Here is a 17,333-nt window from a genome sequence, read left to right as displayed (position 1 = left end):
TTGAATTTCATCTAAAATTAGTAATGCACCAACTTCATCACATTTATTTTTAACATTTTTTAGATAATTGTTTTTAGGTTCAATAAAACCAGCTCCTCCTTGAATAGTTTCTAAAATTACTGCAGCCGTATTTCTAGTAATCTTATTTAAATCAACACTATTATTAAATGAAATAAACTTAATCCCAGGAATTAATGGTCTAAATGCACTATTTTGTTGTTCTTCACCACAAACACTCATGGCGCCTTGAGTATTTCCGTGATAACTATTTTTTGCAGCTATAATTTCACTTCGTCCTGTGTAACGTTTAGCTAATTTTAGGGCTCCTTCTGTTGCTTCTGTACCAGAATTTGTTAGGTAAACTGTTTCTAAAGGCTTAGGTAAATTATTGGCTAATAACCTTGAGAGGCTTACTTGTGGTTGCTGAATAAATTCCCCGTAAACCATTACATGTGTATATTTATCAACCTGATTTTTGATCGCTTTAGAAATTTTTGGATGATTATGTCCTAAAGTATTTGCTGAAACTCCGGCTATAAAATCTAAATATTTTTTACCATTGTTATCATACACAAAACTTCCTTTGGCATGAGAAATTTCTATGGCAAGTGGGTGAGGAGATGTTTGTGCTTGATATTTAAAAAAATCTTCTTTCAATTTTCAATAATTTCTTCCTTAAATTCTTTTTTTATTGATGGTTTTACTTCTTTTTCTTCTTTTGGTTTAATTTCTCTCTTAAAAATATCTTCCATTGTTAGTGGTTGCTCATCTTCTCGCCAATCAAAACCTTTAAAAAGCTTCTCTTTTGGGTTGAGTTTTTCAAATTCTGAAGGTGGATATGTTTTACCATCAACCATATCGTTATAATCAATAAAGCTAAACTCATTATTTTCTAAGCCAACAAAAATATTTTTACTACACCTTTTTTTATCGATACCCATTAGTAGTTGAACTTCATTTCTTAAAAAGATAATAGACTCACTATTTCCAATGGTATTTAACGATTTAAGTTTGTTGTTTTCAAACTTACCGTACATATATTTACCTTTTAATTGTGTAAAGCCTGCTGAATCTTTTTTAATTATAAAACCATTGTTTAAAACTTTTAAAGAATCTAATTGTTCAGTTTTTTTGTTAGATATTAAGTAGATAGTATCACCGGTAATTTGATTTCCTTCTGCCCACAAAATTGGTTTAATAAATAGTTTTGTTACACCAGTTTTTTCATTACTAACTAAAGAATCACATTTTCCTTGTAAATCTGACTTAAAAATTTTAACATTATTAAATGCTTTAACCAAGCGTTCTTCAACTTTTCCGGTAATCATTAAAGTATCACCATGTATGTAAATAGAATCTTGTTCCATTTTAGAAATGGCTACAGCTTTATCAACAATAAACATAGAGTCTTTTAATTTAAAAAACTCTGCATAACCACCTTTTATAACTGAATTATTAACCGTATCAATTACTTTAATATTACCTGTTGCTGAAGCAAATTCAATATTTTTATTATAATACAAACTATCACCTTCAATAGTTCTATCACTATAAAATATTTTAGAGTTTTTTATGAAGTATGAAATATTTGTTTTAGAGTTATGCCGCCCTTTTTCTGTATAAATTTTATTGCTTTCGCTTGTTATTGTAGAGGGTCCAAATAAGTCTGCAATTCCTGTACTTGTGTAATAATCGAGGTGATTTGAAACTAACTTACTATCTTTATTTACAACATCTACATTTGTATACGCTTGAAATTTATTAGTTTCTAAGTAGTAATTACCAATTTTGCTTGTTAAAACATTTGTAGTATCTTTAATAGTACCACCACTTTTATAATATAAATGTTGATGTACTCTATCAAATTGAAGTGTATCAGTGCGTAATTCCATGAATTCATCTTTCAAAAGTACTTTTCCCCAAGAAGTTGCAATTTTTTTATTACCATCATAATCAGTGTATTTACTGTATTGAAAAATGGTATCTCCTTGATTTACAACTACGTTTCCCATTGCTTTCATTAGGTTTAATTCCTGATAAATATAAGCTTTGTCACAGCGTAGCGTTGCTCCTTCGTGTTCAATAAAAACATTTCCTTGTGAAATGGTTGCTCCTGGATACTCAGGTTTCACATATGTATTATCAGCATGTAAAATTTTAATTCTTTTAGTTTGAGAATTACCAACAATGCTTAATAGCAATAAAATTATAAAAAGTGTGTTTTTCAAATCTATGTTATTTTGATACAAAACTAACGAAAAAGTAGGTAGATATTAATAAAGTTATCCTAAAAAAAGCTTCAAAATTTGAAGCTTTTTTTGTTTATCTCATTATTGTTTGTTTTCTATCGGGTCCAACAGATACTATTTTTACTGGAACTTCAACAAAATCTTCAATAAATTTAATGTATTCATTCAACTCTTTTGGTAATGTGTCAGTAGAAGTCATTGCAGTTAAATCTTCTTTCCAACCTTTAAACTCAGTATAAATAGGTGTAACATTATGTTCTTCAATATTATAAGGAAAATGAGTTATTTCTTTACCTTTATAATTGTAGGAAGTACAAACCTTTAATGTTTCAAAGCCTGAAAGAACATCACCTTTCATCATCATTAATTGCGTAACTCCGTTTATTTCAACGGCATATTTTAAAGCAACTAAATCTAACCATCCGCAACGCCTAGGACGACCAGTTGTAGCACCAAATTCATGACCAACTTTAGCCATAGTTTTACCATTTTTATCAAATAATTCAGTAGGAAATGGTCCTGAACCAACACGTGTTATATAAGCTTTAAAGATTCCAAAAACATCACCAATTTTGTTTGGAGCAACGCCTAAACCTATACAGGCACCAGCTGCTGTTGTTGTAGATGATGTTACAAATGGATATGTCCCAAAATCAATATCTAATAGAGAACCTTGAGCACCTTCAGCTAAAATTGTTTTTTTATTTTTGAGTGCATTTCTTAAATATTCTTCGCTATCAATAAAAGTTAGTTGTTTTAATACCTTAACAGCTTTGAAAAATTCTGTTTCAAGTTCCTCTAAATCATATTGAATATCAACATCGAAAAAATTTAACATTTTTAAATGTTTTTTAGCTAAAGTTTGATATTTCTCTTTCCAATTATCAAGTTCTAAATCTCCAATACGTATTCCATTTCTACCGGTTTTATCCATGTATGTTGGACCAATACCTTTTAAAGTTGAACCAATTTTAGCCTTTCCTTTTGAAGTTTCACTAGCAGCATCAAGTAAACGATGCGTTGGTAAAATTAGGTGCGCTTTTCTTGAAATTAATAGTTTTGTTTTAAAATCTAAATTAAATTGTGATAAATTATCTAATTCTTTTTTAAAAATAACGGGATCAATAACAACACCATTTCCTACAATATTTATAGCGTTTTTATGAAAAATTCCTGATGGAATTGTGTGTAAAACATGTTTATGACCGTCAAAAATTAGTGTATGTCCTGCGTTTGGACCTCCTTGAAAACGTGCAATAATATCATAATTAGATGTAAGGACATCTACAATTTTACCTTTTCCTTCATCTCCCCATTGTAGTCCTAATAATAAGTTTACAGCCATTTTGCTAAATTATAAGTTAGTTGTTTTTTTGTTTTTTTGTTCCGTAAAAGTAAAGCGAATGATTATTGATATCTATATTGAAGGTGTCTTCAATTGTTTTTTTAATAATTTGAATTCTAGGATCACAAAATTCAATAACTTCACCTGTATCAGTTAAAATGATGTGGTCATGTTGTTTGTCGAAATAGCATTTTTCGTAATGGGCTTGATTTTGTCCAAATTGGTGTTTTCTAACTAAACCTGAATCTAATAATAATTCTATCGTATTATAAAGTGTAGCTCTACTAACTCTATAATTTTTATTTTTCATTTGTATATAGAGTGATTCAATATCAAAATGATCGTTTAAATCGTAGATTTCTTGTAAAATAGCAAATCTTTCGGGTGTTTTTCTATGGCTATTTGCTTCAAGAAAGTTTACGAAAACATTTTTTACAATCTTTTGATTTTCATTACTCATACTACTATATTTTGAGTTGTATTTCTTAATACAACAAAGTTAATCTTAATTTTTATATAATATTCTTTGTTAAAATCTTACTTATTAACTTTAATTGTGAATAAAATTAATGTTTATTAATTCTTTCAATCGAATCTATACCTTCAATTTTTTTGATACTGTCACTTAATTTTTGAAGTTGAGATTTATTTTTAACACTTACGGTAATACTTCCTTCAAATATTCCATCATTACCAGAAATGTTTAATCCATGTATATTTACATTCATGTTTTTTGAAATTACTTGTGTAATTTCATTTACTAAACCTACATGGTCAACTCCATAAATTTTTAAAATAGCTTTAAATTCTTGTTTTGTAGAGTCAATCCATTTTGCACTCATGATTCTATAAGCATAATTAGATTGCAAGCTTATTGCATTCGGACAATCTTTTTTGTGTACTTTAATACCATCATTTATTGTTACAAATCCAAAAACTTTATCACCAGGGATTGGATTACAACATGGAGATATTTTAAAATCTAATCGTTCTTCTTCTTTTCCAAAAACTAATGAATCGTAATTATCAATAACTTCATCTTTTTCCTTAAAAGTTTCATTTTTTGGAGCTCTTTTAATTCTTTTTTTGAAAAAATTCACAAAAGAATTATTACGTTGCGCCATAAATTCTTTTAATTGTGGATTTTCAATGGAACCTATTCCCATTCTATAAAATAAATCTAAACTTGTTTTAAGTTTGAAAAAATTTACAAGGTCATTTACAATACTTTCTGATAAGGTAATTTTTAGATGTCTTAATTTTCTAGTTAAAATTTCTTTACCTTCTTCTGCAATTTTCTTTTGATTTTCTTTAAGTGCGTTTTTAATTCTTGTTCGAGCCCTTGCTGTTACAACAAAATCAAGCCATCCTATAGTTGGTTTTTGGTTTGTAGATGTTATAATTTCAACTTGGTCTCCACTAAATAATTCGTTACTTATTGGTTTTAATTTTCCATTAATTTTTGCTCCTCTACAATTCATACCAACTTGTGTGTGAATTGAAAAAGCAAAATCTAAAGCAGTAGCATGTTTTGGTAATGCTATTAAATCACCCCCTGGTGTGAAAACAAATATTTCCTTAGCATATAAATTTAGTTTAAAGTCTTCAACAAAATCTATGGCATTACTATCAGGGTTTTCTAGTGAATCTTTAATTTTATTGAGCCAATCATCTAAACCACTTTCACGCTCGGTGTTATTTTTATACTTATAATGTGCTGCATACCCTTTTTCTGCAATTTCATTCATTCTATCTGAACGAATTTGAACTTCAACCCATTTTCCTTGTGGTCCCATAACAGTTATATGAAGTGATTCGTATCCTGTTGATTTGGGTTGGCTTATCCAATCTCGCAACCTGCTTGGGTTTGGTATAAAATTATCTGTTACAATAGAATATATTTTCCAAGCATCAAATTTTTCATTTTTAAGTGTTGATTTGTAAATTATTCTAATTGCAAATTTGTCGTAAATTTCTTCATACGTAACACCTTGAGAAAGCATTTTTTTACGAATAGAATAAATAGATTTTCTTCTTCCTTTTATATAATACTCAAATCCTTCTACGTCTAAAGATTCTTTTATAATATTTGAAAAAGATTCAATATAAATATTTTGCTCCTCTTTACTTTGTGAAATTTTATCTAAAATATCATTATAAACCTCAGGTTCAGTGTATTTTAATCCAAGATTTTCAAGTTCAGTTTTAATATTATATAAGCCCAATCTGTGAGCAAGTGGAGCATAAATATATAATGTTTCAGAAGAAATTTTTACTTGTTTATCCTGTGGCATTGCATCCATAGTTTGCATATTGTGCAATCTATCTGCAATTTTTATTAAAATAACCCGTACATCATCGTTAAGAGTTAGTAACATTTTTCTAAAATTTTCAGCTTGAACTGAAGCGTTCTGTTCCTTTTTTAAATGAGAAATTTTTGTTAACCCGTTAACAATTCTTGCTACATTTTCACCAAATAAGCGTTCAATATCTTCTAATGTATAATCTGTATCTTCAACAACATCGTGCAATAATGCAGCTATTATTGATGTTGTGTCTAAACCAATTTCATAAGCAACAATTTTAGCAACAGCAATAGGGTGAAAAATGTAGGGCTCACCTGTTTTTCGGCGCTGGCGACTATGTGCTTCTAAAGCAATGTCAAAGGCTTTTCTAATTTCTTTCTTATCCGCAACAGTAAATGACTGATAAGCACCTTTTAAAAGATCTTTATATCGTCTAGTAATTTCTTTATTTTCTTCTTCTATGCCTAAATTATATGCCATTGCTTAAAAATACTATTTTATGGTAGACTAACAAATAGAAAAGCTTATTTTTTCAAGTTTAAAATTCGTTGTAATAAGGTTGGATGAGAATAATGAATTCTAACGTATAAAGGATGTGGTGTTAAATTGCTTAAACTATTTTTAGATAATTTTTTTAATGAAGTAATTAAGTCTTCAGAATTAAAGTTTTCTTTAGCATAATTATCGGCTTGATATTCAAATTTTCTTGAAAGAGCATTCATAAATAAACTGGTAATTTCTGAAATTGGACTATACAAAATAGCGAAAGCTATTAAGCCAATATGAAAACTTGTGGTTTCAACACCTAAAGCTTGTGATAAAGTTAAATTACCAACTAATAATGATAAAATAAAAAAAGTTAAACCTGTTAAAGTTATAGATAATAGTAAATTATAAATAATATGTTTTCTTTTATAATGCCCAATTTCGTGAGCTAAAACAGCAACAATTTCATTAATTTCTAAATCATTTATCAATGTGTCAAATAGCGTAATACGTTTTTGTGAGCCAAAACCAGAAAAATAAGCGTTCGCTTTTGTAGAGCGCTTTGAACCATCAATTACAAATATATTATCTAGTTTAAATCCAATTTTACTTGCAAAATTTTCTATTGCATTTTTTAAATCTCCATCTTTTAAAGGTACTTGCTTATTAAATAAAGGTACTATTAATTTTGAATAAAACAGATTCATAAATAGTGTAAAAAAGCTAATTAAAGCCCAAGTATATAACCAAAAATTTGTTGTAGTTTGCTGGTAAAACCAAGTTATTGAGGCTAATAAACTTCCGCCAACAATTACCATCATTAGCCAACCTTTAATTTTATCTAAAGCAAATGTTTTTCTTGAAGTTTTATTAAATCCAAATTTTTCTTCAATAGTAAAAGTTTTATAATATGAAAAAGGTAACGATAGAATATCACTTGCAAATATAATTATACCAAAGAAAATTAATGTGATGAGTAGAATGTTATTTGAAATTGTACGAGCTAAATTATCCACATAAGCAAAACCATCTAGCATAAAAAATATTACGGTTGTTATAATTGAAAATGTACTAGAAATTAGCGAAAATTTATAATTTGCCTTTTTATATGCTTGTGATTTTAAATACTCTTCTTCATTATAAACACCAGCTAATTCATTAGGAATAATATCCTTAAAATGTTTAGAATTTAAGGCGTTAATATAGGTATCAAATAAATATTTGGCAATAATTATACCTATTAATATATAAAATAAAATTTCAGAATTCATAGTTAAAATATTAGGAATTTCGCTGTCTTACAGCTTCAAAAATTAAAATGGCAGCACTTACAGATACGTTCATAGAATCAATTGCACCTCGCATAGGAATAATAATATTTTGTGTGGTATTTTGAAGCCACTCATGAGATAATCCAGTAGCTTCAGTACCCACAATAATGGCTGATGATTTTGTATAATTGATAGTTTGGTATTCAGCTGAAGCTGTTAACGCAGCTCCATACATATTTATATGATGTTCCTTTAAGTAAGTAATAATTTCTGAAGTTGTTCCCGTTGCAATTTTTGTAGTAAAAACGCAACCTACACTAGACCTAATTATATTTGGATTGTAAATATCAGTTTTAGGATTTGCAATAAAAACAGCATCTACTCCGGCAGCATCTGCTGTTCGTAAAAGAGCACCAATATTACCAGGTTTCTCTGGTGCTTCAGCAATTAAAATAAGTGGGTTTTTAGTTGAGAATTGTATTGAATTTAATGATAAATCTTTACTGTTACAAATTGCTATAACTCCTTCAGTTGAATCACGTAAAGCTAATTTTTTATACACTTCTTTAGAAATTTCAATAATTTCAACTGTAGAATTCATTTTGGTAATTAAGCGCCCTATTTCATCATTATTAACAATTGTGGTAGCAATTAATAGTGTTTTAACTTGGTAATCGCCTTTAATTGCCAATGAAATTTCACGTACACCTTCAATTAAAAATGTATTTGTTTTTTTTCGAAGCCGCGATTTTTCTTTTAACTGAACAAGCTCTTTTATATATGAATTTTGGGTACTTGTTATTTCTTTATTCATTTGGCAAAAATAGCAGATAATTTCCTATAACGTTTCTAATTTATAGTAATTTATTAAAAGTGATACCATTTTACTATATCCTTGAATTCCATCTTTTTGTTTATTTGCTTTTAGAAATGAATCATAAAAAGTTTTAAAATATTTTTCAGACCAATTTTGGTAAGATTGCCAAAAATCTTGACTTTGTTGCATATCTTTTAATATTCCTTTGTTAAGAAGAGTTAATAAATTTTCAAATTCATGAGGATCAGTCCTATAAATTTCAGACAAACAATACCTCAGTGCTAATAAATAGCCCGAATAGTTAAAATATGCATCCTTAGAATGTATTGAAGCTAAATATCCAACAAAATTAGCTTCGCTTTCTGAAGCAATACCAACCTGATGTGCAATTTCATGACAGGTAGTAGCAGGATAATTATTTTTTGGTATCAGTGAGTTTACTTGCGCTTCATTTGTAATAGGATTTAAATAACCTGCAAAGCCCATATAAGTTAAAGGGATACTAAATAACGAATGTTTTAATGAAGGATTATCTAATTTAAATTGTGGATATTTTAAAGCTAATTGATGATATGCTAAAGGAGAAAGTTTTTTAATTTGTTTTTTATTTAATTTGTTTTCTACAACCAGTGTATCATTTTTAGTAATTGAAACTTGTACTTGATTAATTTTTAAAATAAGTATTTTAGTAAAATCAACTAATTCATTTGAAGAATAGGTGTTTTTTTTCAAATTTAAACTTTCAAATAAAGGTTGTCTAAAATAATTCAAACCCCAGTTAAGATGGAAAAAGAAAAATAGAACTGAGATAATGGCTCCAGTTTTAAAAAAAGTATTTTTAAAGTGTAACTGTTTATTTTTAAGCGCTATATAAATACCTTTTATTATAATTATACCAATAATACTGTATAATATATCACCAAAAGAAAAAGGAATCCATCCAAAAAGTAATCTTAATAATTTTGAAATGTAAAAATATGCTCCGTTCGAGTAATATTTTTCAATGATACTAGGATATTGGGCAATAATTTGAATAAATGCCCATTGCATAACCAATATAATTGTTAAAATTTTATATACTTTTTTGCGTTCCATATTTCAAAAGTAGGAAATAAATATTGAGAAATTAATGTTTATAGAGTTATTAACAATATATACACTTGTCAACAAAATATGTGTAAAAATAAAATTCAAAATTCGAGTTAAATTTGTGTTTTAAAAATTACATTTGCTTTAGATAGAAAATAGTTCAAAATTAAATGTTTCTTTACCTTAAATTTTAAATTCAATAAAACAAACTAATTAAAGCGTGAAAAATTTACAACCTGTATCATCTAATAAATTTAAAAAAAGTACCGTAATTAATCTTGAAAAGGGAAAAATACCACCTCAAGCAGTTGATTTAGAGGAAGCTGTTTTAGGTGCTATGATGATTGATAAGAAAGGTGTAGATGACGTTATTGATATTTTACATGATGATGTTTTTTATAAAGAAGCACATAAATTAATTTATGCGGCAATATTTACATTATTTAAAAACTCTGAACCAACTGATTTATTAACAGTAGCAAACCAACTAAGAAAAACAGAAAACTTAGACGCTGTTGGTGGCGATTTTTATTTAGTGGGTTTAACTCAAAAAGTTGCTTCATCTGCTCATATTGAGTTCCACGCACGTATTATTCTACAAAAATATATTCAGCGTAAATTAATTTCAATTTCTGCTGAAATTATTGAAGAAGCTTATGATGAAACCGTAGATGTTTTTGATTTATTAGACGATGCTGAATCAAAATTATTTGAAGTAACACAAGGAAACCTTAAAAAAAGTTCAGAATCTGCTGAAGGTCTTGTGAATCAGGCAATTAAAAAAATACAAGAAATTTCTAATAAACAGGGTATGAGTGGTGTAGCAACGGGTTTTACTCGTTTAGATGAGTTAACATCAGGTTGGCAACCTTCCGATTTAGTTATTTTGGCTGCACGTCCTGGTATGGGTAAAACAGCTTTTGTAATGTCAATGGCAAAAAATATGGCAATTGATTTTGATACACCTGTTGCTATTTTCTCATTAGAGATGTCATCAGTTCAATTAATTACTCGTATGATTTCTAGTGAAACTGGAATTTCTTCTGGAAAATTAAGAAAAGGTAATTTAGAACCTCACGAATGGGAACAATTAAATGTAAAAGTTAAAAACTTATCGAATGCACCAATATTTATTGATGATACACCATCATTATCTATTTTCGATTTAAGAGCAAAAGCACGTCGTTTAGTATCCCAACATGGTGTAAAAGTAATTGTGATTGATTATTTACAATTAATGACTGCTGGAACTTCTAAAGGAGGAAACAGAGAACAAGAAATATCTATGATTTCTCGAAATTTAAAAGCATTGGCAAAAGAATTGGCTATACCTGTAATTGCACTTTCTCAGTTATCTCGTGCTGTTGAAACCCGTGGAGGAAATAAACGTCCGTTATTATCAGATTTACGTGAATCTGGTGCAATTGAACAAGATGCAGATATTGTTTCATTTATTTATCGCCCTGAATATTATGGACTTACAGAATGGGATGATGAAGAAAGAAGTAATTGTGAAGGGCAAGCTGAATTTATTGTTGCAAAACATAGAAACGGTGGCTTAGAAAATATAAAATTGAAGTTTACACCTCATTTAGCACAGTTTAGTAACTTAGATGATGATTTTAGTAGCGAATTTCAATCAAAAATGAATGATGCCATTTCATCGGTTAACATGCCAAGTGCTCAAGATGCTTTTGGTACACATGATAATTTAGACGAAAACGGTCTTCCTTTTTAAAAAAAATTAAAATTGATTAAAAAAGATTTCATTAAAATAGTTATCCTACTTTTTACTTTAATTTCGTACACAACTTATGCGTCATTCATATTAATTCCAATGGATGAAGTTTCACAAACCAACCATTTAAAAGCTTATGGAATAACCTATTGGTCATTACAACAAGGCAATACTGCAAAATGGCTATTAAATTATGAAGGAGGTTCATTTTTGTTAGAAGATAATGAATCTACTCGAAATGAATGTAAAATTAGAGGTGTTACATTTTACGTAATTTCTGATACGCAAGCAGTACAAATTTTAATGAAAATTAGTAGTCCATCGGTAAATATGGATGCAATACTTTTAGAAAAAGCACCTAAAATTGCAGTATATTCACCTAATGAAAAATTACCTTGGGATGATGCGGTTACTTTAGTTTTAACCTATGCTGAAATTCCTTTTGATGTAGTTTACGATGAAGAAGTATTAGAAGAAAAATTGTTATTATACGAATGGCTACATCTACATCATGAAGATTTTACGGGTCAGTTTGGAAGATTTTATGGTGCTTATAGAACAGCTCCTTGGTATATTGAACAAAAAAAAGAAGCCGAGAATTTGGCTAAGAAATTGGGATATACAAAAGTTTCTGAGGAGAAATTGGCAGTAGCACTTAAAATTAAAGATTTTGTTATTGGCGGCGGATTTATGTTTGCAATGTGCTCAGCTACAGATAGTTTTGATATTGCTTTAGCTGCTGAAGGAGTTGATATTTGTGAAACAATGTTTGATGGTGACCCTTCAGAAATTGATTATCAAGATAAATTAGATTTTAATAAAACTTTTGCGTTTAAAGATTTTACTTTAGTTAGAAATCCGGTTGAATATGAATTTTCTTCCATAGATATGACAAGAAAGCGCTCAAATATTAAACGTACTTCCGATTATTTTTCGTTAAAAGAATATTCAGCAAAATGGGATCCAATTCCAACAATGCTTTGCCAAAATCACACACAATTAGTAAAGGGTTTTATGGGGCAAACAACTTCGTTTGATAGGGTAAGTGTAAAGTCAAATATCTTAGTTTTAGGAGAAAATAATATAAACCATGAAGCACGTTATATTCATGGTGTAAAAGGAAAAGGAATGTTTACTTTTTATGGAGGTCACGATCCAGAAGATTACCAACATAGAGTTGGAGATCCTAAAACCGAACTCGATTTGCATCCCAATTCTCCAGGTTACCGTTTGATATTAAATAATGTGTTATTTCCAGCTGCTAAAAAGAAGAAACAAAAAACATAATATGTTGATAACAACAAGATAACTTTATTTAAAAAAAATGCTGTTACAAAAATCAAAAAAGCTATTTTTGTAACTTTAAAAAAATAAAATTTAAAAATGTCTACAACACAACAATTACAAGATTTTGTACAACAAGTAAGAAGAGATATTGTTCGTATGGTTCATGCCGTAAAATCAGGACATCCAGGAGGTTCATTAGGATGTGCTGAATTTTTAACAACATTGTATCAAGATGTGATGGATTATTCTACTGATTTTACAATGGATGGTAAAAATGAAGATTTATTCTTTTTATCAAATGGTCATATTTCGCCAGTTTATTATAGTGTTTTAGCACGTAGTGGGTTTTTCCCAGTAAAAGAATTAGCAACTTTCAGAAAATTAGGAACACGTTTGCAGGGACATCCTACAACTCATGAAGGTTTACCAGGGATTAGAATTGCTTCAGGTTCTTTAGGTCAAGGTATGAGTGTTTCTTTAGGAGCTGCACAGGCAAAAAAATTAAATGGAGATACCAAATTAGTATATTCTTTACATGGTGATGGAGAGTTAGAAGAAGGACAAAATTGGGAAGCTATAATGTATGCTGCAGGTAAAAAAGTTGATAATTACATTGCCACTATAGATTATAATGGGCAACAAATTGATGGATCTACAGATGATGTAATGCCTTTGGGAGATTTAAGAGCTAAATTTGAAGCATTTGGGTGGATTGTTTTAGATGTTGAAAAAGGAAATGATGTAGAAAGTATAAAAAATGGGCTGGTAGAAGCAAAATCTTTCACAGGAAAAGGCAAACCTATTTGTATATTATTACATACAGAAATGGGTAACGGTATAGATTTTATGATGCATACTCACGCTTGGCATGGTAAATCACCAAGTGATGCTCAATTAGAAGATGCTTTAAGTCAAAATCCTGAAACTTTAGGAGATTATTAAAAATACAAATCCTGCCAAGTGCAGGATTTTTTTATGATTAATTTATACTTTTCTAAAGGAGCTTATTGTAAGATTAACTTTATATTTACGTCTGCATATAAAAATTAAAAGTTTGAAAATAGGAATTGTTTGTTATCCAACATTTGGAGGAAGTGGAGTAGTAGCAACAGAATTAGGTATGGCATTGGCTCAAAGAGGTCATCATGTACATTTTATAACCTATAAACAGCCTGTTAGGCTCGATTTTATTTCAAATGATATTCATTTTCATGAGGTTTTTGTTGAAGAATACCCTTTATTTCAGTTTCAGCCATATGAATTAGCATTATCAAGTAAAATGGTTGAAGTTGTAGAACAATATGGCTTGGAAATTTTACACGTACATTATGCAATTCCACACGCGTATGCAGCATATATGGCAAAACAAATGCTAAAAGCAAAAGGAATAGATGTGAAAGTAGTTACCACATTACACGGAACAGATATTACTTTGGTTGGAAGTCATCCAAACTATAAAACAGCTGTAGAATTTAGTATCAATAATTCTGATATAGTTACTACAGTATCTGAAAGTTTAAAGAGAGATACTTTACGTTTATTTAATATTACTAAAGAAATTAAAGTAATACATAATTTCATAGATTTTGAACAATATCCAGAAATAGGTTCAGAAGAATGTTTAAGAAGTACTATTGCAAATGAAAATGAACGAATTATTGCTCACGTAAGTAATTTACGTCCTGTAAAAAGAGCTTCAGATGTTATAGCTATTTTTTATAAAATTCAAAAAGAAATTCCTTCAAAATTACTATTGGTTGGTGAAGGTCCCGATAGAGAGCAAATTGAATGTCAAGCTAAAGATTTAGGAATTTTAGATAAAGTATTATTTATGGGGAATAGTAGAGAGGTTAATAAACTATTGTGTTATTCAGATTTGTTTTTATTACCTTCAGAAACGGAGAGTTTTGGGTTGGCTGCACTTGAGGCAATGGCAGCAAGAACACCTGTAATCTCAACAAATTCTGGTGGTTTACCTGAAGTTAACATAAACGGAGTAACAGGTTATTTAAGTGATGTTGGTGATACAGATGACATGGCTAAAAACGGAATTGCAATTTTAAAAAATACAGAAACACTACAAGAATTTAAAAATAACGCATTGGCACAAGCCAAAGAGTTTAGTTTAGAGAATGTGTTACCTTATTATAAAGAGGTGTACAGAGAAGTAATTAAAGATTGTTGTTAAGAATTATAATAATTTAACGCTTCAATAATTAGGGGCGTTTCAACTTTGCAGTCTAGTTTAAATTCTTCAAAATTTGTTAAGAGTACAAAATTTACTTGTCCAGCCACATTTTTTTTATCATGTATTAAAAGCTCAATAATAGCTTGGTAATCTAAAGCTTCAATGTTAACTTTTCCAAAAATATCTAGAATAGATTTTTTAATATTTTCTACCTCCTTAGAAGGAAAACTAAAAAGTTTTTCAGAAATATAAGCTTCCGTTACCATTCCAATAGCAATAGCTTCACCATGTGTTAAGTTTTCTTTGCTTTCAGATTTTAAAAAGTACGATTCAATAGCGTGTCCTAATGTATGCCCAAAATTTAAAACTTTTCGTATTCCTACTTCTTTAGGATCTTTAGTTACAACTTCATTTTTAATCTCGATTGAACGATAAATTAAACTAATTAAACTATTAATATTGAGGTCTTTAACATCAATAGATTTATTCCATACTTCAATATCGTAAGTTATACCATATTTTATAATTTCTGCTAGTCCAGAGCGTAATTCACGTTGAGTCACAGTTTTTAAATATTGAGAATCAATTACCACCATTTCTGGATCAGAAAACAAGCCAATTTGATTTTTTAAAACACCCAAATCTATACCTGTTTTTCCACCAACGGATGCATCAACCATACTTAATAATGTTGTTGGAATATTTATAAAAGCAATTCCACGTTTAAACGTGGAAGCTACAAAACCACCCAAATCTGTAATTACACCACCGCCTAAATTTATCAATAAACTTTTTCGGTCTGCTCCTAATTCAGTTAAAGCATTCCAAACACCAGTACAAGTATCTAAATTTTTATATTTTTCGCCAGCTTCAATTTCAATTATTTCAAAAGAAATAGAAGTTTCAAGGTTTTGTAATAGTATTGGTAAACAGTTTTCATTGGTATTTTCATCTACTAAAATGAAAATTATTGAAGGTTTGAAGTCTAAAATATATTTGTTTAACTTCTTATAAGCATCTTCATTAAAATTTATGTAGTAATTATTGGATAAAATAGGTGTCATTTTGGATAATATTTAAATGCAAATTAAGGTTAAAAAAATGAAAAAATAAACTTGCAAGAAGTATCTTTGTATAAATATATTTTATAATGGAAAAATTATTTGATAATACAGAAGTAGCCTTTGCTATAAAATCTAATTCAGAGCTGGATAGAGCTTTTTATTTGTTTGAAATGATAAAACGACAACCATTGGTTAAAATTGGTACTGCAGTAACAAAATTTGCATTAAAAACACATTTACCAGTTGAAGGTATTATTAGAGCAACTGTTTTTGATCATTTTTGTGGTGGTGTAACTGAAAAAGATTGTATGCCAATAATAGATAAAATGTACACTAAAAATGTACATTCTGTATTAGATTATTCTGCAGAAGGTAAGGAAGTTGAAGAGCATTTTGATTTAGCAATGTCGAAAACATTAAACACTATTAAATTTGGTAAAGAAAAAGAAAGTTTGCCATTTGCAGTGTTTAAACCAACAGGTTTTGGAAGGTTAGAAATTTATCAAAAAATAACTGAAGGGAAAGAACTTGATGGACATGAAGAAGCTGAATGGAAGCGTATAAAAGAACGATATAATACCGTTAGTAAAGCTGCTTTTGATGCAGATATACCATTATTAATAGATGCTGAAGAAACTTGGATGCAAGATGCAGCAGATAATTTAATTGAAGAAATGATGGTAAAATATAATAAGGAGAGGGTTATTGTATTTGGCACATTACAATTATATAGATGGGATCGCTTAGACTATTTAAAGAAACTTCATAAAAGAGCTAAAGAACAAGGGTTTAATGTAGGAATGAAATTAGTACGGGGTGCTTATATGGAAAAAGAACGTGATCGTGCTGAAAAGTATGGCTATAAAGATCCAATATGTGTTGATAAAGATGCAACAGATAAAATGTACAATGATGTACAACAATATATGATTGAAAATATTGAGGATATGGCAGTTTTTTCTGGAACACATAATGAAGAAAGCTCCTATTTATTAATGAATTTAATTGAAAAACATCATTTAGATAGAAATGACAAGAGAGTTTGGTTTGGACAATTATTTGGTATGAGCGATCATATAAGCTTCAATACAGCTAAAGAAGGCTACAATGTTGCTAAATATTTACCATTTGGGCCCGTTCGTGATGTAATGCCTTATTTAATTAGAAGAGCTGAAGAAAATACATCAGTAGCTGGGCAAACAAATCGTGAATTAGAATTACTAAAACGTGAACGTGAAAGACGAAAAATTTAGTTAATTGAAGTTATATAAAGAAAAAAAGAGCTGGAAATACAGCTCTTTTTTTCTTTTATAATAGAATTATAGATAAAGGGATTATTCCTTTTTTTTACCTGTTCTCATTAATAAAAATAAAGCTACTATTAGCCCTAAAAACACTAAAAACATAAAGGCAGCACCTATTATACCCCAATTCCAGCTAAATAATGCAATACTGTTTAATAAATTCATAATTAGATAGTTTTAATACAAACA

General features: G+C 29.0%; 15 protein-coding genes. 5 read left to right on the top strand and 10 right to left on the bottom strand.

Features of this window, described 5'->3' with window-relative positions:
- The 8 genes from QM495_RS03455 to QM495_RS03420 form a co-directional block, all read right to left on the bottom strand.
- The coding region (locus QM495_RS03455) for an aspartate aminotransferase family protein (RefSeq protein ID WP_408670715.1) at positions 1-657 on the bottom strand (657 nt) is incomplete at its 3' end.
- Positions 654-2,228 carry an OstA-like protein gene (locus tag QM495_RS03450; protein ID WP_408670714.1) on the bottom strand — a complete coding sequence of 525 codons (1,575 nt, stop codon included), beginning with the start codon at positions 2,226-2,228 and terminating at the stop codon, positions 654-656. The genes QM495_RS03455 and QM495_RS03450, both read right to left, overlap by 4 nt.
- Positions 2,229-2,322: 94 nt before the next feature.
- A complete protein-coding gene (locus tag QM495_RS03445) occupies positions 2,323-3,594 on the bottom strand; it encodes an adenylosuccinate synthase (protein ID WP_408670713.1) in 1,272 nt (423 codons plus the stop codon).
- A 16-nt stretch (positions 3,595-3,610) separates the two neighbouring features.
- Positions 3,611-4,054: a Fur family transcriptional regulator gene (locus tag QM495_RS03440; RefSeq protein ID WP_408670712.1), complete on the bottom strand. Its 444-nt coding sequence runs from the start codon at positions 4,052-4,054 to the stop codon at positions 3,611-3,613.
- A gap of 106 nt (positions 4,055-4,160) precedes the next feature.
- On the bottom strand, positions 4,161-6,380 hold the full coding sequence (locus QM495_RS03435) for a RelA/SpoT family protein (protein ID WP_408670711.1): 2,220 nt from the start codon (positions 6,378-6,380) through the stop codon (positions 4,161-4,163).
- Positions 6,381-6,424: 44 nt separating this feature from the next.
- Positions 6,425-7,657, bottom strand: a complete 1,233-nt coding sequence (locus tag QM495_RS03430; RefSeq protein ID WP_408670710.1) for a M48 family metallopeptidase — start codon at positions 7,655-7,657, stop codon at positions 6,425-6,427.
- Between the two features lie 10 nt (positions 7,658-7,667).
- Positions 7,668-8,471, bottom strand: a complete 804-nt coding sequence (locus QM495_RS03425; RefSeq protein WP_408670709.1) for a TrmH family RNA methyltransferase — start codon at positions 8,469-8,471, stop codon at positions 7,668-7,670.
- A 24-nt stretch (positions 8,472-8,495) separates the two neighbouring features.
- Positions 8,496-9,569 (bottom strand): DUF3810 domain-containing protein, encoded by a 1,074-nt coding sequence (locus QM495_RS03420; protein ID WP_408670708.1) that lies wholly within the window; start codon positions 9,567-9,569, stop codon positions 8,496-8,498.
- A gap of 214 nt (positions 9,570-9,783) precedes the next feature.
- On the opposite strand from QM495_RS03420, the gene dnaB reads away from it, so the two are divergent.
- From dnaB to bshA, 4 genes are all read left to right on the top strand, one after another.
- Positions 9,784-11,301 (top strand): replicative DNA helicase, encoded by a 1,518-nt coding sequence (gene dnaB / locus QM495_RS03415; RefSeq protein WP_408670707.1) that lies wholly within the window; start codon positions 9,784-9,786, stop codon positions 11,299-11,301.
- A gap of 30 nt (positions 11,302-11,331) precedes the next feature.
- Positions 11,332-12,588, top strand: a complete 1,257-nt coding sequence (locus QM495_RS03410) for an asparagine synthetase B (protein ID WP_408670716.1) — start codon at positions 11,332-11,334, stop codon at positions 12,586-12,588.
- Positions 12,589-12,684: 96 nt separating this feature from the next.
- The gene (locus QM495_RS03405; protein ID WP_408670706.1) at positions 12,685-13,530 is read left to right on the top strand and encodes a transketolase; all 846 of its coding nucleotides are present in this window, start codon (positions 12,685-12,687) and stop codon (positions 13,528-13,530) included.
- A 112-nt stretch (positions 13,531-13,642) separates the two neighbouring features.
- Entirely contained in the window at positions 13,643-14,776 is a 1,134-nt protein-coding gene (bshA, locus tag QM495_RS03400) for an N-acetyl-alpha-D-glucosaminyl L-malate synthase BshA (protein ID WP_408670705.1), read from the top strand.
- Here the strand turns inward: bshA and aroB are convergent.
- Positions 14,773-15,840 (bottom strand): 3-dehydroquinate synthase, encoded by a 1,068-nt coding sequence (aroB, locus tag QM495_RS03395; RefSeq protein WP_408670704.1) that lies wholly within the window; start codon positions 15,838-15,840, stop codon positions 14,773-14,775. The genes bshA and aroB overlap by 4 nt on opposite strands.
- An 86-nt stretch (positions 15,841-15,926) precedes the next feature.
- Here aroB and QM495_RS03390 point away from each other — a divergent pair, with 86 nt between their 5' ends.
- Positions 15,927-17,093, top strand: a complete 1,167-nt coding sequence (locus QM495_RS03390; protein WP_408670703.1) for a proline dehydrogenase family protein — start codon at positions 15,927-15,929, stop codon at positions 17,091-17,093.
- A gap of 81 nt (positions 17,094-17,174) precedes the next feature.
- On the opposite strand, the gene QM495_RS03385 is transcribed toward QM495_RS03390, so the two are convergent.
- Positions 17,175-17,309, bottom strand: a complete 135-nt coding sequence (locus tag QM495_RS03385) for a hypothetical protein (protein ID WP_408670702.1) — start codon at positions 17,307-17,309, stop codon at positions 17,175-17,177.
- Positions 17,310-17,333 lie beyond the last annotated feature (24 nt).

Origin of the sequence: Lutibacter sp. (genome assembly GCF_046055765.1) — a bacterium.
GTDB lineage: Bacteria > Bacteroidota > Bacteroidia > Flavobacteriales > Flavobacteriaceae > Lutibacter.
This window is presented reverse-complemented; position numbering and strand designations above follow the sequence as displayed.

Coding starts and splice junctions, on each gene's coding strand:
- QM495_RS03445 (WP_408670713.1), bottom strand. CDS start 3,594: ATGGCTGTAAACTTATTATTAGGACTACAATGGGGAGATGAAGGAAAA.
- QM495_RS03440 (WP_408670712.1), bottom strand. CDS start 4,054: ATGAGTAATGAAAATCAAAAGATTGTAAAAAATGTTTTCGTAAACTTT.
- QM495_RS03435 (WP_408670711.1), bottom strand. CDS start 6,380: ATGGCATATAATTTAGGCATAGAAGAAGAAAATAAAGAAATTACTAGA.
- QM495_RS03430 (WP_408670710.1), bottom strand. CDS start 7,657: ATGAATTCTGAAATTTTATTTTATATATTAATAGGTATAATTATTGCC.
- QM495_RS03425 (WP_408670709.1), bottom strand. CDS start 8,471: ATGAATAAAGAAATAACAAGTACCCAAAATTCATATATAAAAGAGCTT.
- QM495_RS03420 (WP_408670708.1), bottom strand. CDS start 9,569: ATGGAACGCAAAAAAGTATATAAAATTTTAACAATTATATTGGTTATG.
- QM495_RS03405 (WP_408670706.1), top strand. CDS start 12,685: ATGTCTACAACACAACAATTACAAGATTTTGTACAACAAGTAAGAAGA.
- aroB (WP_408670704.1), bottom strand. CDS start 15,840: ATGACACCTATTTTATCCAATAATTACTACATAAATTTTAATGAAGAT.
- QM495_RS03390 (WP_408670703.1), top strand. CDS start 15,927: ATGGAAAAATTATTTGATAATACAGAAGTAGCCTTTGCTATAAAATCT.
- QM495_RS03385 (WP_408670702.1), bottom strand. CDS start 17,309: ATGAATTTATTAAACAGTATTGCATTATTTAGCTGGAATTGGGGTATA.